Source organism: Anabaena sphaerica FACHB-251 (genome assembly GCF_014696825.1).
GTDB lineage: Bacteria > Cyanobacteriota > Cyanobacteriia > Cyanobacteriales > Nostocaceae > RDYJ01.
In genome coordinates, this window is record NZ_JACJQU010000010.1 from 159905 (window position 1) to 185036 (window position 25132).

The window sequence follows — 25132 nt, forward strand, 5'->3', positions numbered from 1 at the left end:
ATATTAAGGCTATAGGGGATAAAGAAAGTTGAAAAGAGAAAAGTAGATTAAATTGTCAAATTCTTTGTTAAACTTCTTCATCAGTACAGTTGACTAAGTTTAATTAGGTTTAAATAATACAACATATTTGAGGTGAATGAGGAACAAATTTTATTAACAAAGATTTATGAAAAAAGATTTTATACTTGTTTTATGTTAAAGGTTCTCTGTTCCTGATTGTCTCAATTTTGTACGAACTATTTTTAGTTTTTACTATTTTGTCCGCTCAAATATCAGATAAGATTCGATTTTGTGTTGATTTCTAACAAAAAGATGTTAAATTATATTAGTTGATATAACAACTTTATCAACTTTTTTCTGTATCTCATTAATCGCAAATAATCTATAAATTTCAACTAAAATTCTATCCCCTTAACAGGGGCAAGGGCGACGAATTAAGATGAATAAATCCTATGTCTACAGTCGCCCTACATCAAAAATATCGTCCCCAAACTTTAGCCGAATTGGTGGGACAACCTTACATCAAAACTGCTTTAACTAATGCTGTCAAACACTCACAAATTGCCCCAGCTTATTTGTTCACAGGTTCTAGAGGTACTGGTAAAACTTCCACTGCACGCATATTTGCCAAATCTCTCAATTGTCTTAATAGCAAAAAACCAACTGATAAACCTTGTGGAATTTGTCAATCTTGCCGTTCAATTGAAAGTAGCAATAGTCTAGATGTGAGTGAAATTGATGCTGCTTCTAATAATGGTGTAGATGATGCCCGTGCTTTAATTGAACGCTGTACTTTAGCGCCAGTAGCAGGACGTTATCGAATTTTTATTCTTGATGAGTCGCATCAACTCACAACCCAGTCCCAAAATGCTTTACTCAAATGTATTGAAGAACCACCACCTCATGTGGTTTTCATTCTTTGCACCACAGAACAGCACAAGGTTTTACCTACTATTATCAGCCGTTGTCAGGTGTTTAATTTCCGCACTTTATCCATTAAAACTATTGTGCAGCATCTCCGTATTATAGCAGATGCGGAATCTATTTCTGTTGATGATGAGGGATTAAATGCGATCGCTCGACTCAGTGATGGTGGTTTACGGGATGCGCTGCAATTACTCGGTCAAGCCAGTCTTTTGCATACAGATATCACTGCCCATCATATCATGGAAATTGCTGGTGGTGTCACAGAAGCAGAGTTAATCGCTATTTTACAGGCTATCTCTACCAACAACACTTTTAACTTGCTGCAAGTTGCAAGAGAATTGGTAGACTCTGGGAAAACGCCGAAGTTGATTATCTCAAATTTACTGCAAACATACCGTGATTTGTTAATTATCAAGTCTGCACCAAAGGAACAAACTTTGCTGACTGGTTGTGTCAGTTATAACCAACTCAAAGCTTTTGCCAAACACTGGAATTTTGAGACTCTGAATTTGTCTTTAGCAGAGTTACAAAAAGCGGAAAATTATCTGCGGTATACGGTAAATGCGGGTGTGTGGCTGGAGGTTTGTTTACTCAATTTACTGCCTGGTTTATTGTCTGTGGGAACAACGAAAACCAATGTTAAACCAGGGCATGATAACAGATTGTTACCTACATTCGGCACGTACACCGTTAATAAGGTGAATGATAAATCTGGAGATGGGGGTGAGGATAGTTTGTTACCAGCAGTTGTAACCAATACTACTAATACTGCCGACTTACTTAATACCGCTAATACTGCTAATACTGCTAACCTAGCGCAAATTTGGCAGCAGGTGATGGATAAGGCTAAACCGAATCATCAAAAGCTGTTAGCTCATGGTCATCTGGTGAAATTGCAAGGGTCTAAGGCAATTTTAGAGGTGACACCAGCTTACCAGAAAAAGTTTGAGAGTGGTAAAGAGGCGATCGCTAAAATGCTGCAACGAGCTACCCAAAGTCCCAAACCTTTAACTGTGTTAATTAAAACTGCCAATCACAGTCATAATGGAAGGGTAAGAGGATGATTGTTTTGCTCACTGGTGATGACCAACACGCGATTCAGTCACAGCTAAACCAGTACAAAGCAGAGATTGATGCTCAATGGCTGACTTTATGTTATCACCGATTTTCAGATAATCAGCTTGATAAGGCTTTGAGTGTGGCTCGTACTCGTTCCCTGACTGATGGTAAAAAACTGGTAATAGTGGAAAATTGCCACCTCAAGCAGTGGGGTGATACTGAGTTAGAAACTTTGCAACAGTTGGTGCAAGTGCCTGATTCGACTATTTTGGTGTTTGTGGCTAATAGTGTGGATAAGCGGCTGAAGGTCTACAAACATCTGGTCAAATATGGGAAGTTGTTGGAGTTTGCGTTGATACCACCTTGGCGGTATGATTTGATTGAACAGGCGATAGTTTCGCTGGCTGCAAGACTCTACACGAACACTACAGATAATGCTGTTACAGCCAAGAAAATTAAACTGCTGTTGTCAGAGGAGGCGGTAACATATTTAGCACAAGCTATTGGTAATGATATGACTCGTGCTGCTTCTGAGTTACGCAAACTGTCTATCTATGCTCAGGGTAGAAAGTTAGAGCTTGCAGAGGTACAGGAGTTAGTTCCATGTCAAACTCAGAATAGCCTACAATTGGCTGCGGCTATGCGTGAAGGGAAAAGCCATCAAGTTTTGCAATTGTTGGATGATTTACTGTCTCGTTCTCAACCTTTAATGGTGATTGTCAGCACTATTTTAACGCAGTTTAGAACTTGGTTATGGGTGAAGTCTGCGATGGTTTCTGGGGTGAAGAAGGATGGTGAATTAGCTCAAGTTTGTAATATCAGTAATCCTCGTCGGGTTTACTATTTGCGTCAGGAGGTAGCGAATACAAATATTAATGCTTTGGCTAGGGCGGTAACGATGATTTTGGATTTGGAGATGTCTATTAAGAGGGGTGCTGATGGTAGGGATTTGTTGGTGGTGATTCTTGGTGTTTGTAGGTTGTTTCAGGTGGTTTAATTAGGAGGAAGTTGAGGGATCATTTTGGATTTTGGATTGGATGTTTGATGTCTGTCTAAAATCCAATTTCATTGATAATATTAGTAGCAAGCTAGAATTTTATAGGTTATGTTTCTCTTTTAAATATTCCCATTTAGCTTGATCTGGATCAAAGTCTGGTGGTACAGGTGGAGAATTTTCAAAGAAACTCTGAAATGCTTTTATCTTAGATTTTCTCTTTGGTGTTTCTGGTGCTGGTTCACTTGCTGGGGTTGTGGTATTATCAAGCGTTTCAGTAGCTTGCCAAAGTACAATTTCTACATCTCCGGGTGGTAATTTCAGGGGATCGGTAATTACTAAGTTACCAGATGAATCAATTTTTCCTTTGAGTTTGTATGCTTGCATAGTATTTTTCATTAGATTCTATTTTTATATTATCTCGGATTCGCTAAATTGCATCGTGTATTTATCCAGTGCAATCTTCATTTATCACTACGTGAGTTATTAAGTTGATGTTAAATTATACCCTGTCCATGTTACAACTATAACAATGATCTAAAATAATACTGTTAGCAATTTAGTCACAATTGCTGATTATGATAGAGGTGTGCTTATGGATAGCAGTTCACAGATTGATACTGTTAAAAAGTTTGCAGAGGTTATTGGTGATAATGATGACCTCTGGGAAATACTTTTGGGAAGAGAAGTTATCCACATTGTTAGAGGAAAAGGAAGAGTTTCATTTTTATTAAAAGATGATAGCTCACTAAACAGTACGATTCTAGAGATTGGGGTAAGCTACCCTGCTTGGAGTCAGTCTGCCTATAATTATGTTGGTAATTATACTTGTAGGTATGAAAAAAATAGATTTATTAGAGAATTTAATGCTTTAGAACCACCTCTTTCTTTGGAATTACCCCTTTCTTTGGAAAAAAGACTTGCATTAATAGAGCAAATGGAACAAGAAAATAAAAAAAGGTGTGAAGCCGAGAAATTGGAAGCACAAAAACGAGAAGCAGAAAGACGCGAGGCTCAAAGATTAGAAACTGAAAGAAGAAATGCTCAAAAACTGGAAGCACAAAAACGAGAAGCAGAAAGACGCGAGGCTCAAAGATTAGAAATTGAAAGAAGAAATGCTCAAAGACTGGAAGCACAAAAACGAGAAGCAGAAAGGCGCGAAGCTCAAAGATTAGAAATTGAAAGAAGAAAAGCTCAAAAACTATCTTTACTACAAAATATAAAAAATGAACTTGAAAACAACTTTCTTAATGCTGATAAATTTTATCAAGTAAATTGTACAGAATATATATTATTTAAAGAATACCAATCGGAAAAATTAAAGTACATCCAAAATTGGGTAAATACTAATTTAAACTCCTCTCCTGACCTTGAACAAGCAGCGGCAATTGGCACTCTTGAAAATCATATACAAGTAATAGCTAGAGCAGGAAGTGGTAAAACCTCAACTTTAGTCAACCGAGCAATATTTTTACAGAAACATTGTGGTATTGCACCAGGAGAAATGTTGCTTTTAGCCTTCAATCGCAAAGCAGCGGCCGAAATGCGAAAACGTCTAACTTTACAACTACAAAATTCTATTCCTCATGTAATGACTTTCCATGCCTTAGCTTATGCCTTAGTTCATCCCGAAAATATTCTTTTTGATGAACCAGATGGAGAACAGAACCAAAGCCGCGCTTTACAGCTTGTAATTGATGATTACTTACGCCATCCAGGATTTTATGCAAAAATACGCGATTTGATGATGGCAGCATTTCGTGAAGACTGGGAGCGAATAATCTCAGGTGGCTATGATAAAAGTCCAGAAGAAATGCTTCGTTATCGTCGCTCATTGCCAAGAGAAGGAATTGATGGTAATTACTATAAATCTTTTGGTGAAAAACTAATCGCTGATTTTTTATTTGAACATAATATTAAATACAAATATGAGCGTAACTTTTGGTGGAATGGCATAAATTACCGTCCTGATTTTACAATATTGACTGGAGAAAAACAGGGAATAGTTATTGAATATTTTGGACTTGAAGGAGATCCAGATTATGATGATATGTCTCATGAAAAGCGAGAGTATTGGGCAAATCGTCCTAATTGGCAGTTAATAGCACTGTCACCAAGACCTCTTAAAGAGCAAGGAGCAGAAGTTTTTTGTGCATTACTCAAGCATAAGTTAGAAAGATTAGGTATTCAATGTAACCGACTGAGTGAAGAAACAATTTGGTCAAGGATAAAAGATAGATCAACAGATAGATTTACGACAGTAATGAAAGGATTTATTCAACGTTGTCGTAAACTTTCTTTAACTTTAGAAGAGTTAGAAAAAATTATTTATAAACATGAATGTGTGAGTAAGATTGAAGAACAATTTTTATATTTAGCACAGAAATTTTATAAATCCTATTTAAGATGTCTTGAAGATAGAGGTGAAGAAGATTTTGATGGACTAATGCAGAAAGCGGTGGAAGTAGTTGCATCAGGACAAACTATATTTCACCGTAGATTAGGAACTGGTGATTTAAAAAGTCTCAGATACATCATGATTGATGAATATCAAGACTTTTCAGAACTATTCTATAATTTAATAGCAGCAATCAGAAAGCAAAATCCTCAAGCCCTCTTTTTCTGTGTTGGTGATGACTGGCAAGCAATTAATGGTTTTGCTGGTTCTGACCTCAGATTTTATCAGGATTTTCACCAATTATTCCAGCCATCACATAAATTAAATATAGCTACAAATTACCGTTCAGTTACTTCTATTGTTGATATTGGTAATAAGTTAATGCAAGGTTTGGGTACTCCTGCTCGCGCTGATAAAAAGATTCCTGGAATAGTTAATATTGCTGATATGTCTAGCTTTGAACCAACTCCCACAGAGCAAGAAAATTATCCTGGAGACAATATAACACCTGCTATCTTACGTCTAATTAACAAGACTATTCAAGAAGGTAAAAAAGTAGTATTACTCAGTCGAAAAAATAGTTTACCTTGGTATGTGAATTATCAAAATAAAAGGAGTAAATATAAAAATGGTACACTTGATAGTTTTTTAGAATTAGTGCGTTCATACCTTCCTGAAGAATCAAGAAAATTAGTAACTATATCAACTGCACATAAATATAAAGGTCTGCAAGAGGATGTAGTTATAATACTTGATGCTATTCCTCGTTGTTATCCATTGATACATCCTGATTTAATGTTTACCCGTGTGTTTGGTGATAGCATTGAGCGTGTAGTAGATGAAGAACGCCGTTTATTTTATGTGGCTTTAACTCGTGCAGTTGAAACTTTATTTATTGTCACAGAAAGTAAAAATTCATCACCTTTCATTGAAGAATTAAACAGGAAAACGAAAATTTCTGTATTAAATTGGTCAGATTATCAAACTTTTATTGGTGTGGGGACTGTACGGTATATTACTATTAAAGTTGGTAATCAGGATGGTAAAGGTAGCAACGGTACTATTGCAATTAAAGACTTGCTCAAAGCCGAAGGCTATATTTGGAAACCAGAGGTTTCACCTGCTTGGTATCGCACCTATCCAGCAGAAGGTTTTTCAGTTCAAAAATATTTTAATAACGCCAATTGGATTTCTCAAGCTGTAGGAATTGAAGTGAGGTTTTGTGACGATGAGGAAAATAAATCAGAAGTTTATCATATAAATCAAGGTCAATACTACTTGGTTAATGAAAATGAGGAGTAAAAGCAATTAATCTACTAAAAAAAATCCCCTCAATCGCGTTGTGGCAATCAAGGGGTATTTCCTTCTAGTTTTACGCAGTTAGACTGGTTTATTTAACAGCGATTATTTACAACTACCCTTTGTAATTTGTAATTCAAAAGGCGGAAGTTTAACGTTGATATGATCACCACATTGAGATATTGCTAATATCCCCATAAGTGCCAATGGCATTAATAAGACGCTGTAGTTTAGAATTGTTTTTGGTATAAGTTTCATATTTTTCATAGAGATCATCCTCTTTTGCTGTACTAATTAATAGAGTTCCTAAGCACTTATCCTTCTTTTGTCACTCTGGGAAAATGTAATATCTGTAAGAGCTACGACGCATTTGTTTTTACTTTTTGTTGAGAAATGCTAGTTCTTATTGCAAAATAAGACTCAAACTTTTATTCAATCTAAGTCTCCTAATTCAGTTTTGATTACTGTTTCTCACAATTGACATAAGATAATATAGAAAAAATTCCCCCAATCACTCAGGAGGTAATCAGGGGAATGTATTGCGTTTATGGATTTTAATAATGGATATAGTTTTAAAATTTATTCATCAAGAGTAAATAGGATTTCATCCCATGAACTATGGCTATCAGAAGGAGATAGCGGCTTATTAAAGAAAGTCTCATCAAGAATCTTCAGACATGACATATCATCAAGATTCATACGCCTCCAATTGGGAAGCTTTATTGAATTACTTTCTCCCCTGATTTGATACACTAACACCTGTACAAATTCATTTTTTAATCCTATAATGTGAGGTTCTGCAATACGATGTAATTCGTGGTAATAAAAATCAATCAAGCGTTTTTGATTCATTGCTTGCTTTATAAGTTCTATTGTAGATGCTGACATTGACGGTTGTGAAATAGGCTTGCTCTTTTTGCTGTTTATCCCATTTATACCTCTAGGCTTAGAAAAACCAAAAGTATCACCACTACGGTTAGGAACACCAAAAGTATGACCACTGGATTTTTTTCTATTCATAAATATTCATTAGCAAAGTGTTTTTCGACTAATTATAATTATAGTCTAAGTATTTTAAATAATTCCATACTTTAAATCTAGTTAATAAGCTGATTTTTTGTGTTAAATAAGTTTTTTAGTGAGATGCTAACCTTTTCAGAGGTCATGCAAGTTAGTATATACAGTAATTATATTTAACATCTTCCCCCACTGGGGGATTTATGAGGGCAAAGTTCAAAAAACCCCACCATGAACACCCCCAACTACAGCTTATTACTACAAAGCCTGTGGACACCACCTACCACACCCATTCCCGAAAATTCCCCCTCAAATCACCATCCTCCAGAACCAACAGAAATCACCGAATTTCTAGCAGAAGAAATACTCTATCAACAAACAATTCCCGCCACCGAACCCAACCTCAAAACCATCCCCAAAGACCTACCAAAACAACTAATCAAAGCACTACAATCACTAGGAATCACTCAACTTTACTCCCATCAAATCAAAGCCTTACAAGCAATCAGAACAGGTAAAAGTTTCATCCTCACCTCCCCTACAGCCAGTGGTAAAACCCTCAGCACATACCCCGGCATTATCGAAGGTTGCATCAATCAAGAACACCGAGCCTTAGCATTTTATGGACTACGAGCTTTAGCACTAGACCAATTCCATAAAATCTCACAATTACTTTCTACTATACCCCAAAAATATCGCCCAGTCTTAGCAATGATGACAGGAGATATTAAATCAGCAGAACGAGAACAAATACTTGCCAGTGAACCCCATATATTAGGAGTCACTCCCGAATTAATTCACTTCCAACTCAAACAACTTTGGAAATCACCAAATTGGGCAAACTTTTATCAACGATTACGCTACATATTAATTGATGAAGCACACACCCTTTCCGGTAGCTATGGCGCAAATATGGCTTGGTTAATTCGCCGCATTAAACTAGCAGTAGATAAATACGGTGGTGACTCCCAAAAACTGCAATTTATCTTCCTCAGTGCTACTTGTGGTAATCCTAAACAATTAGCTTTAAAAGTCTCCGGTTTAAAACCAACTAAACTCAACCCCAAACCCTTAATTTGGATTCGTAAAAGTGGAGCATCTGCACCACCCAGACAAGTAATTGTCACGCAACCAAGTTACAATTTAACTGCTGATACTGCCCGGATAATTCAATTTTTACTCAATCAAAATAAATCAGGAATCGCTTTTTGTAACTCCCGGCGCAGTGTGCGAGAATTAACAGAACTGTTAAAATCAAACCAAGTTACCGCATTTTACAGTGGCATTACGTCCGAGCGTCGAGCCGAAGTAATTAATCAACTTCAATCTGGTATAATCAAGTGGATAATTGCCACAGAAGCCTTAGAAGCAGGAATTGATTTACCAGAATTAGAATGTTGTGTATTGCGTGGTTGGCCAGGTTCTAAAATGGCGTATCAGCAACGCAGTGGTAGAGCAGGACGTTCTCAACCAGGACTCACAGTGCTGCTTCCCAATGCTTTAAATCCCATAGACTGTTATGTGGCAGAACATCCAGAAATGCTAGTATCTGGAGAAGCTGAAGAAGTATTTTTTAATGATGAATATCCCATCTTTGCAGCCAAACATTTGATGTGTGCAGCCGCAGAAACAGGCATTCCCACTAACAAAATTAAACACTATTTTGGTGCAGCCGCTTTTGATGTTGCCAAACTGTTGTTAGCCCAAGGACATTTACACAAAGGTAAAAATGGTTTGTGGGCTAAAGGTTATCCCCATAAAGATGTTAATTTTCGGGGTGGTTTATCGCAAACAACTATCAAATTAGTAGATGCAATTTCTGGGGAAGAATTAGAGGAAATATCTGAAGATATCGCTCATCGAGAAGTGCATCCCCAAGCTATTTATAAACGACAAAATGCGAAGGGACAAATGTTGACTTATCAATGTATTTCTTTAGACCTTAACAGTAAACGAGCGATTTTAAAACAAATAGCAGATAGTTCAATTTTTACGGTTGCAACTACGGTATCACAAACCAGTAGTTTAACTGTGTTGACTGACCCAGTAAATTTACCATTGCTGTTTTCTTCAGATGGTATAGAAGAAAAGAAACAGGAGGAACAGGAACAGAAAATAAAGGGGAAAATTTCGCACTCTGCACCTTTAGCTGAAGTTGAAGAATGTCAAGTAGAAGTTACGCACGAGTTACGGAATAAACTAACCGCAGAGACGCAGAGAACGCAGAGACATGAGGGTTTGAAAGAGGGTTTCAGAGAGACTTTGCAGAAGTCATGTCAGGAATATTTAACACTGGAATTGAGTTTTGGTGAAGTGCAGCACATTACCAGTGGTTTCAATTTAATGACGCAAATTCATGAGCAGACTTGTTTAAATAAACGCTGTCTTAACTATAAAGAACCCTTACCTCAACAACTACGCTGTCCCCTGTGTCGCAAACTTACCCGCAAAGCTGTAATTGTGAAAACTTTATCAGAAGAAAAGTTTAAGCAACCTTTCCGCACTCAGTTTTCCGCGCCAATGGTGAAAGTAACAATTAACTCCAGTGCGCGGGAATACATCCAACAGTTTGCTAAGGAAATTAGAACCAGTTTAACCCGCAGTAAAGAACCTATTCCTTCTGGTTATCAACAGTTGTGGGAATATTCCAGTACCTTCATTGCTATCCACAGCTTTGGACATCAAATTATGAGGGCGTTACAGCTTGTAGCTAAAGTTGACCCCAAACAGGTGAATTTTACTGTGGTGAAGGAGTTGGGGGACGGTAACAACTACACTGGTTATTTCTATGATACCAGTGATGGTGGGAATGGCGCGGCTGAAGCTGTGTTTAAACATTTGCCAAAACTTGCGGAGGTTGCGGGGGCGATCGCACGAGATTGTAATTGTAATACTGGTTGTGCTAAGTGTTTAATTCAACATGGCTGTCCTGATGGGAATACTGCTTTATTGAAGCAGATGGGTTTGGTGTTGTTAGATGCAGTTGGTATAGCTGAATAATTAATAACAGCAAGTAAAGGGTTAGTAGTTAGCTTTATTCGTCTTGATTAAACTGGGGTAATAGAGCCGCACAATAACAAAGTTTGTTATTTTCTGTTATTCCCAGTATAATAATTAATGGAAGCCTTTTTAGATAGAGGTTGCAAATGAACGTTTCTCTAACCACCGAACTGGAAAACTGGGTTCAATCTAAAGTTGAAAGCGGTATGTATACTTCCGCGAGTGAAGTAATTCGGGAAGGATTGCGGCTACTCAAAGAACAAGATACCTTGAAAGAAATACGTCTTGCTGAGTTACGGCGAGAAATTCAAAAAGGTATTGATAGCGGAGAATCTACACCCTTAAACATGAGTGAAATTATCGCCAAAGCAAAACAACAAAGGCAGGAGAAGCAGTCGTAAATAATGCCAAATATTCTGAAGAAACCCCTTGCCGAAGCAGATTTGTTAGATATTTGGAATTTCATTGCTAATGAAAGCCTTGAAAAAGCAGATATTTTCCTACAAAAGATAGAAAACAAGCTCAAAATTCTGGCAGAAAATCCTGGCATGGGTAGAAAACGTGATGAATTACTGCCAAATTTACGGAGTTTTCCAGTAGGAAGTTATCTCATTTTCTACCACCCTATCAACCAAGGAATTGAAGTTGTCCGTGTTTTGCATGGATCAAGGGATATACCCAACTTTTTTGTAGATGATTCCTTAGAAGACGAGTAAACAAGCCAATAGAACAATACAACGTTTAATTAAAAAAAATACTACAAAAAAGGCAGTAGCAGCGTTACGCTGCTGGGGAGAGATGTAATTTTCTCCCAATTATGCCAATAATTAACCTTGCTGATATTCAACGAATTAACAAAACACAGCAACAGCTTCTATTTCCTAACCAAAAACACCAACAAAATCACGCTGCTTTTGATTCTATCATAGCAGATAACTTTCAACTGGTGATGAAACAATTGTTTTTACAACTTCCTATACAACCTTTATTAAATGCCAATCCTCAAATTGCTCAATTAGTTAATCAAGTACAAGAACTTGCACCCGAACTTTTTCACCACCGGAGGAAGTTATTAGTTGATAACCCAGTCATTGCACCTCTGACAGTAAATAATGAAAATTACTTTATTCAAATCATCACAAATATAGCATTTAAACGGGGTATTCCCAGAATTTATGAATGGGCGGTGCGTTATCCTAAATTAAGCTGGCAAGACCGAGTAAAGTTGTGGACTACAACTGTTCAATATTCAGTTAACCCTAATCAAATACAACTTGTAATTGTAGCAGTAGACCCCGTAAAACCAGGACAAAGGATAGATATAAACTGGAATCAAAAATTGCATCAACAAACTGAAAAATGGTTAATCAAATTACTCAGTCAAACTCAAGATAATAATTTAATATCAAATCAGGTGAATCAGGAAATAACATCATCAATAATAAATTTAAACAATATTCCTGAAGTTAGAATTTAAGAGGCTAATGCCTCTCTCATTGGCAAATACAAATAACAATAAATGCCAATGAAACTCACATATTCTGAACATGGATGGCTACTACCAGAACTACTTAAATTAGACGATGAATATCAAGGTAGATGGGAACAATGGCGTTGGACAATGGAAACAGGGGAAATACCTAAAGAGATTCCACAAACTGAGTTTTTAGACTTAGGAAATACCCAAACTTTGCAGATGGTAAAAAACTGTCTGCAAGCTATTCCTCAAGGGAGTTGGGGTAGTCATTCCAGATTTATTCCCTATTTCACAAATTACTTACTTTACGCTTTAGGACATCCCAGCATTACAAAAAATCCTCCAGAACCAGAAGGATGCAATGGTGCAGAAAACCGTCTTGTTCAAGCATTGGAATTAAAGCTTTTAATTACTTGTCCCTTTGATTATTTAGGACATTTATTAGCTACTGAAGGTTACGGAAAATCAAAAGCTAAATTCTATCCTACCCCAATTTGGACAGCTAAAGCAATGGCTGTTACAGCCGTTTCTAGTGCTACTGCTGCACCTCCTTTTCATGTTTATGAACCAGCTATGGGTACAGGAAGATTAGCTTTGGAAATGTCTAACTATGCTGTTAGTTTGACAGGTTGGGAATGGGATGTACTGCTAATAAAGATAGCGAGTTTAAACTTTATGCTTTATGCTCCCTATTTTGCATTACCTATTCCTAGTTTGGGTGGAGATTTGGTTATTGGTAATACTCTAACAGGTAGCGGTGTTTCTTTTATCCGACCAAGTTTAAATTATGAAATTTCCCCATCAACACCTCAGCATCAATCATCTAATAGCTTGGTGATTAATGGTATCAAATACGAAAATAATCATACAGGAAATCAGTTGCAAGGAAGTTTATTCTGATGAAAGTAGAAATTAATGATTGGAAACAACTGTTCCAAATCTCTGCTAGTCATTCTCCTCTACCCATTTCTTTACCTACTATAGCACTTGCTAATCCTCCTTATTGCCAAATTAATTCTGCTGCTAATCAAGAACTATCTCGATTTGAAATGGCGTACAAATGGAAAGAACAAGAAAATGGCAGTTATATTATCACATCCAAATTGAGAAACAAAATAGAGCAGGAATGCTTGTTTGTAGAACAATGTTTAAAACAAGTACAACCTGGTGAAATAGTCTGTGTTTTACTATCTAATGGAATTCTTTCTTCATCTCAGCACGCATATTTTCGTAGATGGTTATTAGAAGAAATGGCTGTGTTAATTGCTTCTATCCAGTTACCACCAGAAAACTTTCAGGTAGAATGTGAATTAGGAATTGTCACTAGCTTTTTGATTCTCAAACGTAAAGGTGGTAATTTATCAGTACCAGAGGATTATCCTATCTTTATGGCAGTTGCAGATAAAATTGGTTTTGACAGTCGTGGTCGTCGGCTGTTTCGTCCTATAACCAAGGAACAAGCAAAGCGAGAAATTGATAGTGATTTACCAATAATTGTAGAGGAATTTAAACAGTTTATCAAAGAGGAGATAATCCCATGAAAAAACTAGATAAATATCGTCAAATCATCCGTGAATTATTAACAGCCCATGCTACCCCAAATGAGCCAAATATTGAATGTCAACTCATTCTTGATACAGAACATGATCATTATCAACTTCTCGATGTTGGTTGGCAAGATTTAAACCGCATTTATGCCTGTTACATTCATTTAGATATTAAAGATAACAAAATCTGGATTCAGCACAATATGACAGAAGCTGATATTGCTCAAGAGTTAGTGGAAAGAGGAGTTCCAGCTACAGATATTGTTTTAGGCTTGCATCCCCCATACAAACGTCCTTATACCAAATATGGAGTTGCTTGATCACCCCTCTGTTGTCACTTTTCCAAAATGAAAAGACGTAACTCTTATCAAAAAAGAGTTTTAATCTCGATTTCAATGTTATCTACTTCAACCTCTGCACAACCTCATACAATTTCTAGGGCTTCACGTCCACCAAAAACTGGTTTTTAATATCTTCAATCTCACAATCTCCAACTTGCCAGTAATCGTCCCGTCTTTTTTGATATAGATTATCCTAAATACTTAAAAACGATTCCAGTTAGACTTATGGATAACACACTGCAATTATTAACCCCTATACAACTCGGTACTTACACCTTACCGAATCGTCTGGTGATGGCTCCTTTAACCCGCTGTCGTGCTGCGGCTGGCAACGTTCCCTACGAACTCCATGCCACCTACTATGCACAACGAGCAACCGCTGGACTGATTATTTCCGAAGCAACCCAAGTCTGTCCCCAAGGACAAGGTTATCCCGCTACCCCCGGCATCCATTCAGCTGAACAGATTGCTGGCTGGAAAAAAGTTACCCAAGCGGTTCACGACAAAGGTGGTCGCATTTTTCTGCAACTCTGGCACGTTGGGCGCATTTCCCATCCTGATTTTCAGCCAAATGGTGAATTACCCGTTGCCCCTAGCGCGATCGCCCCAACAGGAGAAGTCGGAACTTACGAAGGCATGAAACCCTACGTCGCGCCTCGCGCCCTTGAACTCGAAGAAATTCCCAGCGTGATTGAACAATATCGTCAAGGTGCGAAAAATGCCCTGGAAGCAGGTTTTGACGGCGTTGAAGTACATGGCGCAAATGGTTATCTGATTGATCAATTTTTGCAAGACTGCACCAACCACCGCACCGATGCCTATGGCGGCTCAGTAGAAAATCGATCGCGCTTTTTGATGGAAGTTCTGGAAGCTGTGACTGAAGTCTGGGGTGGAGATCGCGTTGGTTTGCGATTATCTCCTTCTGGCAGTTTTAACGACATGGGTGACTCAGACCCCAAGACCCTATTCAGCTATGTTGTGCAGGAACTTAACAAATTTAACTTAGCCTACCTGCACCTCATCGAACCCCGTCTCGATGCGAGCCAAGATACCCTAGAACACCTCAGTAGCGACCTCACCTCTGGTTTTTTCCGTCCCCTGTTTACCCCTCTTCTGTCAAAATGGGGAAATGCAATACCTGAAAGGTTTACGGGGCTTTAGTTTTGACATTTTGTCCTCAAATTTTATTTTTTAATAAGAAATAAAGCGTCAAACCTTGATGAAATCAGAGTTACAAAAGATGAATTCGATTATTGTTTTCCAAGAGTGACAGAACAGGGTTACTCCCTTCCCACTCAAGGAATAGACAGAGGAACTAAAGCAAAAATGTGGTCTAAAGTTTTTAATATTTGCTCTGAAGTCATCAAAATTTTGACATCCTTTAAGATGTTCTCAATTTCGGCAATGGTTATATTTGAAGGTAAATGATGTAGCTTCTGTAATCTCAGGAGATGAATTTCATATTCTGCTAGATTAAAGTCGGGTGAATAAGCAGGCGTATGGATGAATTCTATAGCTATTTTGTCTCCTATCCCTGCATTTTGCAGATGCTCATTCAATAAATTTTTCATCTTCTGTTTATGAGTAGAGTTGTTATCCAGAGCAATAGATAGCTTCTCTATATTTTCTTTGTGAGCATCTTTACACAAATCTGCAAGGTATTGAGCCACATCTTCGGCTTTTGATTTAGGCTGTAACTGCAAGTAGATTTCTCCAGTTACAGCGTCAACCGAGATCATACCGTTGACTTTGTTTCTCTTCCTTTTTTCGTTACTAGAAATCTCTGGCTTGCTATTACGCTCAGCCCAAGCATAATACAGGCTCGGTCTGTCATAAACAGCAAACTCGTCATAAAATACTAGCCTCTGTCTAGGCTTTAGTTCTGCCAGTTTTTTTTTATTGTAACGACAAACTCTTTCTGAACTTTCGGCTCGCTATTTTCATAATCACGATGTGCTTTTTGATGTGATAGTCCCATCTCTTTGAGTATGTCATAGATGCGACTGTCTTTTAGCTCTATACCCCACCGCTGCTGTATAACTTCAATTATTATCTTCCCTGTCCATATCTGTCGGTCAATTCCATAGTCCGTTGGTTTCTCCTGCAAGAGCATTTTTTTTATCTGTTCTTTTTCTTCACAACCTAACCGCTGTATTCTCTTAGACTTTATTGGCGTGACTAGTGCCTTTAGCCCCCCTTGACAATACATATCAATCCAAGTGATTAAGCTCTGTCTTGCACAGCCAAGTTTATCCATCACTTCTTGTCTGGTTTTACCATCATGTAGACACTTGATTGCTTCTAACCGTCTTCTTATGTATTGCTGTTGATATTTGTAAAATAATTTTTGCCACTCTTCTTGTTCAAAACTCTTTCTACTTAGCTGTTCTGATCTAGTCATGAACTCCCCTCTACTTTATGTCTAATTCTACACTGGGAAGGGAGTAACAGCAAAATTATTGCCGCTGGCGGATTAAACCGTGAAATTGGCGAACAAATCATCTCCAAGGGCGAAGCTGATCTAATTGCCTATGGTCGCATCTATATTTCTAATCCTGACCTTGTGAAACGTTTTGCCCTGAATGCGTCGTTAAATCCCTATGATCGCAGTACCTTTTACGGCGGCACAGAACAGGGCTACACTGACTATCCCTTTTTAGAAGAAGCGTCAAAATAATTCGTAATTGATAATAATGCCTCCGGCAGGCTACGCCAACGTAATTCGTAATTGCAATTAGTGGAGGCTTGAACCTACCACTGATTGTAGACCACTAAATCTTTGATTTAGTGGAGGCTTGTACCCTCTTTAATTACGAATTACGAATTACGAATTAGTAATTATTTGGTCAACCTTGCAATCCGGGAGTTTGATAAACTCGTGATACAAAATTCTCCAAAACATCAGGTTCTTGATGATTACTAGACTCCTGTACTGTCGCCACATCTTCCTCTGGTAATGGCAACATCCTTCCTGCTTCCTCAATGCGGTCATACAATGCCTGGGTTAACATTTTAATATCAGGAATTGTCACCTGACTTTCTAATGCAAGTCTAACTTGTTTATCCCACAGATTCTCACTTTCTTTAGCTCGTTTTTCATCTGTTTTCGACACAGGAATAATTAAAGGATAAGGAATAGAAGCTTGTCCCCCTGAACCGTAGCCAGGGCTGGTAATTACACATTTACCTTGGGGAAATTTGAGAATTTCATCGGCACTGATAACAGGCATTTTTTGTAAATTCTCACTCCAGCTTATGGAACGGCTCATTTGTCCGCCCAAAGAACGTCCTGTAGTACGATTTTTAATTAATACTTCCTTTTCACCGTAGCGTTTTGAGTAATCTTCCGCCGTTTTGTAGTTACCAGGATTAAATAAAACATGGGTACTGCAAGCTGATGCGATCGCACTTCCCATTTTATCCCCATAAATATCGTAAAGCTGCTCTAAACTTTGAATACCCAAAATAAAACAAGCACCATTGGAACGGTATTCATTAATCCATTGTGGCAGTCTATCCAGCTTAATTGATGGTAATTCATCTAGGGAAATAATCAACGGGTCTTTACGGGGACGACTCAAATTACCGACAATCATTAAGTGCATTGCAGCTGCTAACAAGGGACCGACCACACTGCGACGTTCATCATCCAGCTTGAATACTACCATTTCTCTTCCTTCTAGCTGAGTGGGAATATCCGATTTACCGATGAATGCCCGCAGCAAATCAGCTTGAATAAAAGAAGAGAAAGTACCTGCGGCGGTGGTTAAAATCCCGGAAACGGTCTTTTCTGCATCTTTAGCACTCAAAAATTGAATAAACGAAGTGGCTACCCATTCGTCTAAGCGTTTTGACTGTACTGCATGGTCAAGACGTTGTACCAATTTTGGCAACCGCAACACTGCATACAGCATCGCCATATCTGGGTAAGGTGAACCCTTGACTAACTGTAATAGTGCTTTTGCTAACAAATCCCCAGCTTTAGCAAAGAATTCATCGCTTTTACCACCACTAGCAGCATTGCGGTTGATAACTTGGCCAATTTCCCCAGCCATTACCCCATCCCGCGCATCACGCATATAATCAAGGGGATTGATCACACCGCTAAACGCTTCACCGGGGGCAAATACTCGCACTTTATAGCCATACCTTGCAGCTAAGGGTGCGTGCAGTTGCATTTGCAGCCCCTTCTTATCGTAGAGTATAATCGGAAACCCTTGCTGCATAGCACTTTCTAGCATCCGGTCAATGGTTGAGTAAGTTTTTCCCGATCCAGGCGCACCTATTACCAGTGTTCCCCGTTCGGCATGAGGAAACCATACTGTAGGTGCTGCACCTAGCATGGTTTGGAGGTTAGCCATTAAACCCCGCCATTTACCTTTTGCCCAATAACGGGGTGTACCAGACCAGAGGGTAACTTTATTATGTTTGCGTTGTTTGAGTTGTTTAAGTGCGAGGTTAGTAGCTGCTAGTTTTTCGCTGATACCGCAGACTTTACCAGTGGTGATTTTACCTTTACCAGTACCACTGATTTGCAGCAGAATTAACACTACCAGTAGTCCACCTATCATTGTCCAGCCTTGGGGGTTGTTGTATTGTTGCAGGAATTTACTGAAGTCAATGCTGGCTAGTGTTGGTTGGTAGGATGGTAGGTTAATTAGTGCTGAGTGAGTGGTGAGATGGTGGGTTAGTAAGTTTTGCTGGTAAGGGTTCATGGCGGTTGTGTGTGGGTTTACCAGCAATTTTAGTGATCACGGTAGAGTTAGGGTATTAACCTTTTGGATATTTTTTTATAAAGAAATCGAGTGAGCAAAAACCACTGAAATAAAGTATCAAAGCATGGCAAATATACTTTGCTGTGCTTTAGACAATGGATGTAGGTGAGCGCAAACCCCCTTTAGGGTCAGTCTGTCAATGTTACTGTTAATTAACCCCACAGTAGTTAATGAAAAGTGGGGTTTTTAATTAATCTAAGACTCTGGTTTATTTTGTAACCATTGTTCTAAATCAGTGACAGTGGAGAAATCCAGGAGTGCTTCACTTAGTAATTCTAATTGATCAATGTCTAAGGTACGAATTGTATCAATTAATGATGATTCAATCTCACCAAATCGCCGATTTAGTAATCGAATAATTACTCTTTGTTCACCCCGTTCCATTGCTAATTCTTCTGTGGGACTAATGAATGGCATTTTCTTTTCCTCCTCTAAATGTTGGATTTTAGTTACTAATCCTCGTTGCAATTCTTTGGGTAATGACATCATTTTATCAATGATCTTAAATAGTTTAACAATTTGTTCTCTTGTTAAACCCCGCTCATAAAGTCCACGAATTAATGTCCATTTCCATTGCTCCCGTTCTGAAAAATTACCAGTGGTGGCTTTGGTTTTTAAATGTGCCATTACTATGATAGCAAAGGGATTATTGCTGGCTTCTAATTCAGTCCACCGTGATTCATAGTCTAGGAGTTTGGCAATGGGGAACTTCAAACTTAATTCGCAATCTAACATAGCTTGATGATAACTGTTTGGTCGCCAAGTGGAACTTGTGTCTCCTAAAATTGCTAAACCCACGACAAATTGATGGTAAAGGTCAAAGGCACGGTAATTATAAATGTACATCCGTTGTGCAAAATTCGCGTCATAATGACTTTGGACTTCAATATGAATTAAAATCCATATCTGTTGTTTGTCCAATAGCCACACTTTGTAAAGTTTATCTGCAATTCTTGTTTCTGTTTCTGATAACCCAGTAATTTCTTGCAGTTCTTTATCAAGTGGTTCAGGTTTTTGTGTCCAATCAATTGCTTCATAAACCGAAGGAAAGAAGAATGATAGAAAACTATCAAAATAGTTGTTTAGTGCTTCTTTCCAGGATTCATCGTAATTTGCAGTAATTTCATTTTTGGTCATAAAACGCTATGCTAATAATAGTTATTTCTACCTCAGTTTTTCTAATCTAATATGTTGTCTCTACTTAATATTTTAACATAGAATTGTTAATTGATAATAAATATTATATGTTTTAAATAAATCCATCACAATCTATGGCAATTGAAAATTTCCGTAAGTTTTGACCACAAACTACACCAATAAGTAGTCGTGCAAAATAGATTGTACTTTTGAGGGAGTATGATTTCAACCATAACATTGCCACATTAGTCGCCGTAAGGTTCATGATGACATGAGTTTAATGGCACTGACAACCTCCATTTCAACCATAACATTGCCGCAATGAGAATTTTCTAACTTGATGTTGCCGTAATTTTTCAGCATTGATAAAAATTTTTCTGTTTCACCCAGCTTGAATGATTGTTGAGTTTAAAATTTAATTGCTTCTATTTTTCAACCATCATCTTGCCGTTGCGATTTTCAACCATCACCTTGCCGTTGCGGCAATATTATGCTTGAAATCACAATCATATTCGCAGATAATCATAATTAACAACTAAATTTTGAGGCTAACGCCTCAGACATTGGACAATCATATTATACAGTTCAATGGTTAAATCAAGAGCTACAAACAACTCTCATCGCCCTAATCAATCTAGCAGCAAAACTACTGCTTCTCAACCTAAAACTTCAAAAGCTAAACCAAATGACACGGATGCTTATGACTTTGAAGGAGAAGAATTTGAAATAGACCCAGAACTATTTGATGATAATTATAACCAAGTCCGTAAACCGCTTCTTCCCTATGGCATTGTCGTTAACGATAAACCTGCTGGACTTTTGATTCCAGAAGACCAGTTAGAAAAAGCTGGTTGGATAGAAATGCCAACAGAAGATGACTTAACTACTGTCACTTTAACTGAAGATGTTACCGGATTATTAATTACTGAAGGTCGGTTACTGGTTTTAGGTTTTGCACCAGAATATATCCGCTATAAATCAGATGTGGAAGATGTGGGTGGTTCGTTTGTTGGACTTTATGATGACTACAGAAATAGTCTTGATAAAAGAACAATGGATGTCTGTTCAGAACACGCAATTATGTTTCTGGATGACAAAAACAAACCATTACATACTACTCCTATTGTAGTCCGATTTAAAAATGTGGCTCTTTGGAGTTTTAAATCAGTGCGTGAGGAGTTTTATCGTTCCTTAGAGAAAACCTTTGCTGATTATTTCCAAGTGCCATTTAGCGGTAAAAGCGATAAATGGCGAAGTTTAGGGGTGCTGGAAGTGGAGTTTAAAGCAGTTAAAGAAGGTGAAGGTAAGAATAAACACAATTGTTGCAAAACAGTAGCTTACACCAAACCTACAGTTGATAATTTCCCCCAACTGTATTTAGGTAAACCCGCAGCTAAAAATTTAGTTTGGCAACAACATGATGCGATCGCTGGTTTTAATGAACCACAATCTCTACCTGCTTTACCAGGAGAATCAACTTCTGTAGAGGTGGAAGTGCTACCACCAAACAAGAATAAAAGCAAAACTCAAACTGTCCGTAAGTCCAAAACTGCAACCAAAGCACCCCGGAAAATTCAAGTGGTTGAAGAAGAAGATGATTTCCTAGATGAAGATGATGATTTAGAAAACGAGTTGGATGATGATGATTTCGTTTTTGAAGACGATGACGAGTAGTTCAACGCTATTGAATCATCTGTTTTGAATAAGAAATCTACTGTAGTCAAAAACTATGGTAGATTTCTGATTATAAAAGCCAGACCTTATTATTATTTACAGTCATTTTGAGGTAAATAAGTAAGTGGGTATTAAAAATTGTCGTTATGACAAGGGAACAGAGAACAGGGAAGAGGTTTTGGGATATTTTACTTTTCGTTACATACTACTCTTCGAGAAGCTGCTGCTCGTCTACGGTTTTTTTCTGTTCACATACTTAGACAAAATATAGTAATTCCCATTCAAGTGAGAAGCAATAATAATTAAACACAGATGGACGCAGATAAACGCAGATAATTTTGTACTTAATTAGACTAGGAAATGTTATATTTAGTAATCTGTGTTATTTCCTTACTTGAATTTACGTTGGGAATTATAGTAGTATAGCAATAGATAAAATTGTTAGGACATTTTTCTATTTATTGTCTGTTCCCTGTTCTCTTTGAATTAAAATACAATGTCCTGACTAATATATCTGTTTAATCCTGATAAAAGGAAAAAATATAATTATGCAAATCACTATCGAGATTCCCGAAGATATTGGCAACCAACTACAACAAAACTGGCAAGACTTACCCCAAAAAATCCTAGAAACTTTAGCAATAGAAGCTTATCGGAGCGGTATTATGACTGCTGGACAAATTCAAGAGTTACTAAAATTTGATTCACTTTCAAAAACTCAAGTTTTTTTAAACCAATCTCAGGTATCTCTAAATTATACCCAAGAAAATCTAGGACAAGCTCAACAAACAAAGATGTTAGCTGATGATATTAAACAACTCCAACAAATCTGTATTGAAGAAGATTATTCCTTAGAAATTCCCTCTCGTCAAGACCGTCCTAATTCGTTTTTTTAATACCTGCAATGACTTTCTTATGTGATACTAATATCATTAGCGAATTAGTGCGACCTCAGCCTAATCCTGGTGTTTTAACATGGGTAAATAATTTGTCTTCGATAAATATTAGTGTAATTACTTTAGAAGAAATACATTATGGGTTAAAATCAAAACCTAATCTAAGAATGGCTCTATCGAACTTAGTATGCTAAACTAACAGGAACAGGGAACAGGGAACAGGGAACAGGGAACAGAAAGAATGTCAGATATTGAATAGGGAATAGGGAACAGGGAAGAGAAAGAATGTCAGATATTAATGATTTTAAAGACTTAATCCCACATTCCGCAGATGCAACCCAGATAATTGATATTTTTGAAAAATCCCAGCCAGAAAAATTTTATTTACCTAATTTTTCTGGCTGAGTTCAAATTTATAGTCCAAAAAATAGCGAGTATTACGAAAATAAATTTCACGATGTTTTAAAATAGATTCCCTGTTTCAATTAAAGCAGTCATTTCTGGTAAAATAAACATGAAAATTATAGCAAAGAATATTTCTATCTTCGCTTAAAATTTCTATTTACTAATTTTATCGAAAACTATCTGTATCTTTTTGGTCAAATAAACTTGCATCAAATAATTAGATAATATTTACTACAACTCTTTCCTAAATACCTAACAATCTTTTCACGTTCCTCTGTTAAATTACTCATTTGTTTTTGTCCATTTATGATTACCAAGTGTACAGCTTGAAACATCTGAAATACCCACCTCATTGTCGGTTTATTCGTGATTTTCTTAACTTGATTTCTAATCCCAGCATCAAATTTAGCTAGTTCTTGCCTTAACTTTCTTTGTGCAAGATTATAGACTAACAAACATAATCCCATTATCATGGCAATTGCTTCCACTCTTTCAGGTGTTTTCACAAATACGCTTGATGTAAAAAACAGCGGATCTTTCAAAAACCTAAATCCTCTCTCATTAGATTGTTGGGCTTTATATTCTTCTAATACCTGCTCATCACTTAATTCATTTTTATCTAAGATATTCGTCGCTAATATAAATCTCCCGGCTTTAATTTTTTCAGTTTCTATTGCTGATTCTGAAGTTTCTATCTTACCTGTAACTTGATATCTTATTTGATTGGGTTCGGCTAATTTATTTGGTCTACCTGCTGTTTTATATTCTGCCTTTTCCATGTATTCTATTTCTTTAATTTGGTGATATTTCCAGGACTTTGATAGTTTTTCTATTGCTATTTTAGCGTCTGGTTGACAAGCGAACTCTTGCTTGGATAGCTTTCTGAGTCCGGCTTCTGCTTTTTCTAACTGTTTTTTTACTTGTCTGTCTACTTGTTGGATACTTGATTTTTTTCTTAATTCACTTTCAACGATTATCCATCTTTGTTTTATGCCTCCATATTCTGATTCCCTCACCGCTATTCTATAGCCCTTTATTTGACTATTTTTCCATTCTGATTCTTTTATGTCTAAAATTTTATTCTGTGCTTCTTTGATACTTAATGGTACTCTTGTTATCCATTTTAATTCTCTCATTGCTGCTATGTTTTCTGCTGTATATAAGGCACTGTCTGCTACACTTATGCCCTCAAATGTCCATTGTTTTTTAAATTCTTTTAATCTCTCTACAAATACACTTTTATCATCTACATTTCCTGAGTCTACTTTTAAATATAATGGGATGTCTCCATCTCCTGTTACTATCATGTCTATGATAAATTGTTTCAGGTCTGGTCTTTTATCTCTTGAGTATCCATGAACTATTTCTATTGCTTTCATTTCTGGCTCTATTTCTAATTTGTTCTTTTCCATTTCTTCTGTCTCTTTTTTGTATTCTCCTTCTACACTCATCGAAGTTCCATCTAAATGGATGCTCTTGCTTTCTACTTGGAATTTATGGGCTGCTTTTATGGCTACTGTTGTAAATATTTTTGTTGTTCCTACTTGATAATATTTGTCTAGTTCTCTTCCTAGCTTGTCGTCGTTTAAATGTTCTGGTAATACTCCTTCTCCTATTAGATGTTCTGTTGGTTTGCCTACAAAAAATTCGTCAAATAGGTATAATGGGGCGCTTAAAAACCCTAATCCATTCAATATCATTGCTTTCATTACTTGTCCTGGTGTGAGATTTTCTTTTGTTTTTATTCCCACTATTTTATTCACTTCTTCTACCAATTCCATCTCATCTATTATTCCTGCTACTATTCCCAAATGATCTATATTTAGGATTTGCATGGCAACTTGAGACTCTTTCATGACTTTTCCTTTATCTATTTGATGTTTATTATTTTACGCTAAAATAGCCTGAAATTATTACTAGATAAGCGTTTCAGGTTTTGTATTTTTTACAATTCATAATTATTTAATCTGCTTCAATATCTGCGGAATGTGGGCTTAATGATTTGGCAAAAAGGGATGGATATTGCTGAAAAATGTTATTTTCTTACTAAACTTTTTCCTAAAGACGAATTATATGCTATGGTTCAGCAAATCAGAAGAAGTGCAGTATCCATTCCAGCTAATATAGCTGAAGGATATGGACGACGATATAGAGGAGAATATGTAAGATTTTTAAACATAGCGCAA

22 protein-coding genes are annotated in these 25132 nt (G+C 37.1%); 15 read left to right on the forward strand and 7 right to left on the reverse strand.

Going from position 1 to position 25132, the window contains the following annotated elements:
* The first annotated feature begins 452 nt into the window (after window positions 1-452).
* Both dnaX and holA read left to right on the forward strand, forming a co-directional pair.
* Window positions 453-1991 carry a DNA polymerase III subunit gamma/tau gene (gene dnaX, locus H6G06_RS17220; RefSeq protein WP_190562277.1) on the forward strand — a complete coding sequence of 513 codons (1539 nt, stop codon included), beginning with the start codon at window positions 453-455 and terminating at the stop codon, window positions 1989-1991.
* Window positions 1988-2983, forward strand: a complete 996-nt coding sequence (holA, locus tag H6G06_RS17225) for a DNA polymerase III subunit delta (RefSeq protein ID WP_190562279.1) — start codon at window positions 1988-1990, stop codon at window positions 2981-2983. Before dnaX ends, holA begins: the two co-directional genes overlap by 4 nt.
* Before the next feature lie 99 nt (window positions 2984-3082).
* Here the strand turns inward: holA and H6G06_RS17230 are convergent, their stop codons facing one another.
* A complete protein-coding gene (locus H6G06_RS17230; protein WP_242039739.1) occupies window positions 3083-3379 on the reverse strand; it encodes a hypothetical protein in 297 nt (98 codons plus the stop codon).
* 196 nt (window positions 3380-3575) lie between these two features.
* Here H6G06_RS17230 and H6G06_RS17235 point away from each other — a divergent pair, with 196 nt between their 5' ends.
* A complete protein-coding gene (locus H6G06_RS17235; RefSeq protein WP_190562281.1) occupies window positions 3576-6680 on the forward strand; it encodes a UvrD-helicase domain-containing protein in 3105 nt (1034 codons plus the stop codon).
* Between the two features lie 576 nt (window positions 6681-7256).
* Here the strand turns inward: H6G06_RS17235 and H6G06_RS17240 are convergent.
* On the reverse strand, window positions 7257-7697 hold the full coding sequence (locus tag H6G06_RS17240) for a hypothetical protein (protein ID WP_199306762.1): 441 nt from the start codon (window positions 7695-7697) through the stop codon (window positions 7257-7259).
* A gap of 228 nt (window positions 7698-7925) precedes the next feature.
* Between H6G06_RS17240 and H6G06_RS17245 the strand changes: the two genes are divergently transcribed.
* From H6G06_RS17245 to H6G06_RS17280, 8 genes are all read left to right on the forward strand, one after another.
* A complete protein-coding gene (locus H6G06_RS17245) occupies window positions 7926-10694 on the forward strand; it encodes a DEAD/DEAH box helicase (protein WP_190562283.1) in 2769 nt (922 codons plus the stop codon).
* Window positions 10695-10840: 146 nt separating this feature from the next.
* Window positions 10841-11095: a type II toxin-antitoxin system ParD family antitoxin gene (locus H6G06_RS17250; protein WP_190562285.1), complete on the forward strand. Its 255-nt coding sequence runs from the start codon at window positions 10841-10843 to the stop codon at window positions 11093-11095.
* Window positions 11096-11098: 3 nt separating this feature from the next.
* Window positions 11099-11410: a type II toxin-antitoxin system RelE/ParE family toxin gene (locus H6G06_RS17255; RefSeq protein WP_190562287.1), complete on the forward strand. Its 312-nt coding sequence runs from the start codon at window positions 11099-11101 to the stop codon at window positions 11408-11410.
* Window positions 11411-11511: 101 nt separating this feature from the next.
* A complete protein-coding gene (locus H6G06_RS17260) occupies window positions 11512-12171 on the forward strand; it encodes a hypothetical protein (RefSeq protein ID WP_190562289.1) in 660 nt (219 codons plus the stop codon).
* 48 nt (window positions 12172-12219) lie between these two features.
* Window positions 12220-13071 carry a DNA methyltransferase family protein gene (locus H6G06_RS17265; RefSeq protein WP_190562291.1) on the forward strand — a complete coding sequence of 284 codons (852 nt, stop codon included), beginning with the start codon at window positions 12220-12222 and terminating at the stop codon, window positions 13069-13071.
* Entirely contained in the window at window positions 13071-13712 is a 642-nt protein-coding gene (locus tag H6G06_RS17270; protein ID WP_190562293.1) for an N-6 DNA methylase, read from the forward strand. The genes H6G06_RS17265 and H6G06_RS17270 overlap by 1 nt, the downstream gene beginning before the upstream one ends.
* Window positions 13709-14038, forward strand: coding sequence for a XisI protein (locus tag H6G06_RS17275; protein ID WP_190562295.1), 330 nt, complete (start codon window positions 13709-13711; stop codon window positions 14036-14038). The genes H6G06_RS17270 and H6G06_RS17275 overlap by 4 nt, the downstream gene beginning before the upstream one ends.
* 246 nt (window positions 14039-14284) lie before the next feature.
* Entirely contained in the window at window positions 14285-15220 is a 936-nt protein-coding gene (locus tag H6G06_RS17280) for an alkene reductase (protein ID WP_242039740.1), read from the forward strand.
* Window positions 15221-15354: 134 nt separating this feature from the next.
* Here the strand turns inward: H6G06_RS17280 and H6G06_RS17285 are convergent, their stop codons facing one another.
* On the reverse strand, window positions 15355-15948 hold the full coding sequence (locus tag H6G06_RS17285; protein WP_190562348.1) for a transposase: 594 nt from the start codon (window positions 15946-15948) through the stop codon (window positions 15355-15357).
* The gene (locus tag H6G06_RS17290; protein WP_190562297.1) at window positions 15936-16460 is read right to left on the reverse strand and encodes a helix-turn-helix domain-containing protein; all 525 of its coding nucleotides are present in this window, start codon (window positions 16458-16460) and stop codon (window positions 15936-15938) included. Before H6G06_RS17290 ends, H6G06_RS17285 begins: the two co-directional genes overlap by 13 nt.
* Window positions 16461-16514: 54 nt before the next feature.
* Between H6G06_RS17290 and H6G06_RS17295 the strand changes: the two genes are divergently transcribed.
* Complete coding sequence (locus tag H6G06_RS17295; protein WP_338422950.1) at window positions 16515-16736, forward strand: hypothetical protein; 222 nt, start codon at window positions 16515-16517, stop codon at window positions 16734-16736.
* Between the two features lie 169 nt (window positions 16737-16905).
* On the opposite strand, the gene H6G06_RS17300 is transcribed toward H6G06_RS17295, so the two are convergent.
* Window positions 16906-18774, reverse strand: coding sequence for a type IV secretory system conjugative DNA transfer family protein (locus H6G06_RS17300; protein WP_190562299.1), 1869 nt, complete (start codon window positions 18772-18774; stop codon window positions 16906-16908).
* 255 nt (window positions 18775-19029) lie between these two features.
* Window positions 19030-19971: a DUF4351 domain-containing protein gene (locus H6G06_RS17305; protein ID WP_190562301.1), complete on the reverse strand. Its 942-nt coding sequence runs from the start codon at window positions 19969-19971 to the stop codon at window positions 19030-19032.
* A 588-nt stretch (window positions 19972-20559) separates the two neighbouring features.
* Here H6G06_RS17305 and H6G06_RS17310 point away from each other — a divergent pair.
* Complete coding sequence (locus tag H6G06_RS17310) at window positions 20560-21645, forward strand: DUF5895 domain-containing protein (RefSeq protein ID WP_190562303.1); 1086 nt, start codon at window positions 20560-20562, stop codon at window positions 21643-21645.
* Window positions 21646-22193: 548 nt separating this feature from the next.
* Window positions 22194-22541 (forward strand): UPF0175 family protein, encoded by a 348-nt coding sequence (locus tag H6G06_RS17315; RefSeq protein ID WP_190562305.1) that lies wholly within the window; start codon window positions 22194-22196, stop codon window positions 22539-22541.
* 614 nt (window positions 22542-23155) lie between these two features.
* Here the strand turns inward: H6G06_RS17315 and H6G06_RS17320 are convergent.
* A complete protein-coding gene (locus tag H6G06_RS17320) occupies window positions 23156-24802 on the reverse strand; it encodes an IS1634 family transposase (RefSeq protein ID WP_190562307.1) in 1647 nt (548 codons plus the stop codon).
* A 141-nt stretch (window positions 24803-24943) separates the two neighbouring features.
* Here H6G06_RS17320 and H6G06_RS17325 point away from each other — a divergent pair.
* The coding region (locus H6G06_RS17325; protein WP_190562309.1) for a four helix bundle protein at window positions 24944-25132 on the forward strand (189 nt) is incomplete at its 3' end.

What these genes read in the sequence shown, in the direction of transcription:
- H6G06_RS17275 (WP_190562295.1), top strand. Translation starts at nt 13,709, where the DNA reads ATGAAAAAACTAGATAAATATCGTCAAATCATCCGTGAATTATTAACA.
- holA (WP_190562279.1), top strand. Translation starts at nt 1,988, where the DNA reads ATGATTGTTTTGCTCACTGGTGATGACCAACACGCGATTCAGTCACAG.
- H6G06_RS17265 (WP_190562291.1), top strand. Translation starts at nt 12,220, where the DNA reads ATGAAACTCACATATTCTGAACATGGATGGCTACTACCAGAACTACTT.
- H6G06_RS17245 (WP_190562283.1), top strand. Translation starts at nt 7,926, where the DNA reads ATGAACACCCCCAACTACAGCTTATTACTACAAAGCCTGTGGACACCA.
- H6G06_RS17240 (WP_199306762.1), bottom strand. Translation starts at nt 7,697, where the DNA reads ATGAATAGAAAAAAATCCAGTGGTCATACTTTTGGTGTTCCTAACCGT.
- H6G06_RS17255 (WP_190562287.1), top strand. Translation starts at nt 11,099, where the DNA reads ATGCCAAATATTCTGAAGAAACCCCTTGCCGAAGCAGATTTGTTAGAT.
- H6G06_RS17280 (WP_242039740.1), top strand. Translation starts at nt 14,285, where the DNA reads ATGGATAACACACTGCAATTATTAACCCCTATACAACTCGGTACTTAC.
- H6G06_RS17315 (WP_190562305.1), top strand. Translation starts at nt 22,194, where the DNA reads ATGCAAATCACTATCGAGATTCCCGAAGATATTGGCAACCAACTACAA.
- H6G06_RS17230 (WP_242039739.1), bottom strand. Translation starts at nt 3,379, where the DNA reads ATGAAAAATACTATGCAAGCATACAAACTCAAAGGAAAAATTGATTCA.
- dnaX (WP_190562277.1), top strand. Translation starts at nt 453, where the DNA reads ATGTCTACAGTCGCCCTACATCAAAAATATCGTCCCCAAACTTTAGCC.
- H6G06_RS17320 (WP_190562307.1), bottom strand. Translation starts at nt 24,802, where the DNA reads ATGAAAGAGTCTCAAGTTGCCATGCAAATCCTAAATATAGATCATTTG.
- H6G06_RS17270 (WP_190562293.1), top strand. Translation starts at nt 13,071, where the DNA reads ATGAAAGTAGAAATTAATGATTGGAAACAACTGTTCCAAATCTCTGCT.
- H6G06_RS17305 (WP_190562301.1), bottom strand. Translation starts at nt 19,971, where the DNA reads ATGACCAAAAATGAAATTACTGCAAATTACGATGAATCCTGGAAAGAA.
- H6G06_RS17260 (WP_190562289.1), top strand. Translation starts at nt 11,512, where the DNA reads ATGCCAATAATTAACCTTGCTGATATTCAACGAATTAACAAAACACAG.
- H6G06_RS17310 (WP_190562303.1), top strand. Translation starts at nt 20,560, where the DNA reads ATGGTTAAATCAAGAGCTACAAACAACTCTCATCGCCCTAATCAATCT.
- H6G06_RS17235 (WP_190562281.1), top strand. Translation starts at nt 3,576, where the DNA reads ATGGATAGCAGTTCACAGATTGATACTGTTAAAAAGTTTGCAGAGGTT.
- H6G06_RS17300 (WP_190562299.1), bottom strand. Translation starts at nt 18,774, where the DNA reads ATGAACCCTTACCAGCAAAACTTACTAACCCACCATCTCACCACTCAC.
- H6G06_RS17250 (WP_190562285.1), top strand. Translation starts at nt 10,841, where the DNA reads ATGAACGTTTCTCTAACCACCGAACTGGAAAACTGGGTTCAATCTAAA.
- H6G06_RS17290 (WP_190562297.1), bottom strand. Translation starts at nt 16,460, where the DNA reads ATGACTAGATCAGAACAGCTAAGTAGAAAGAGTTTTGAACAAGAAGAG.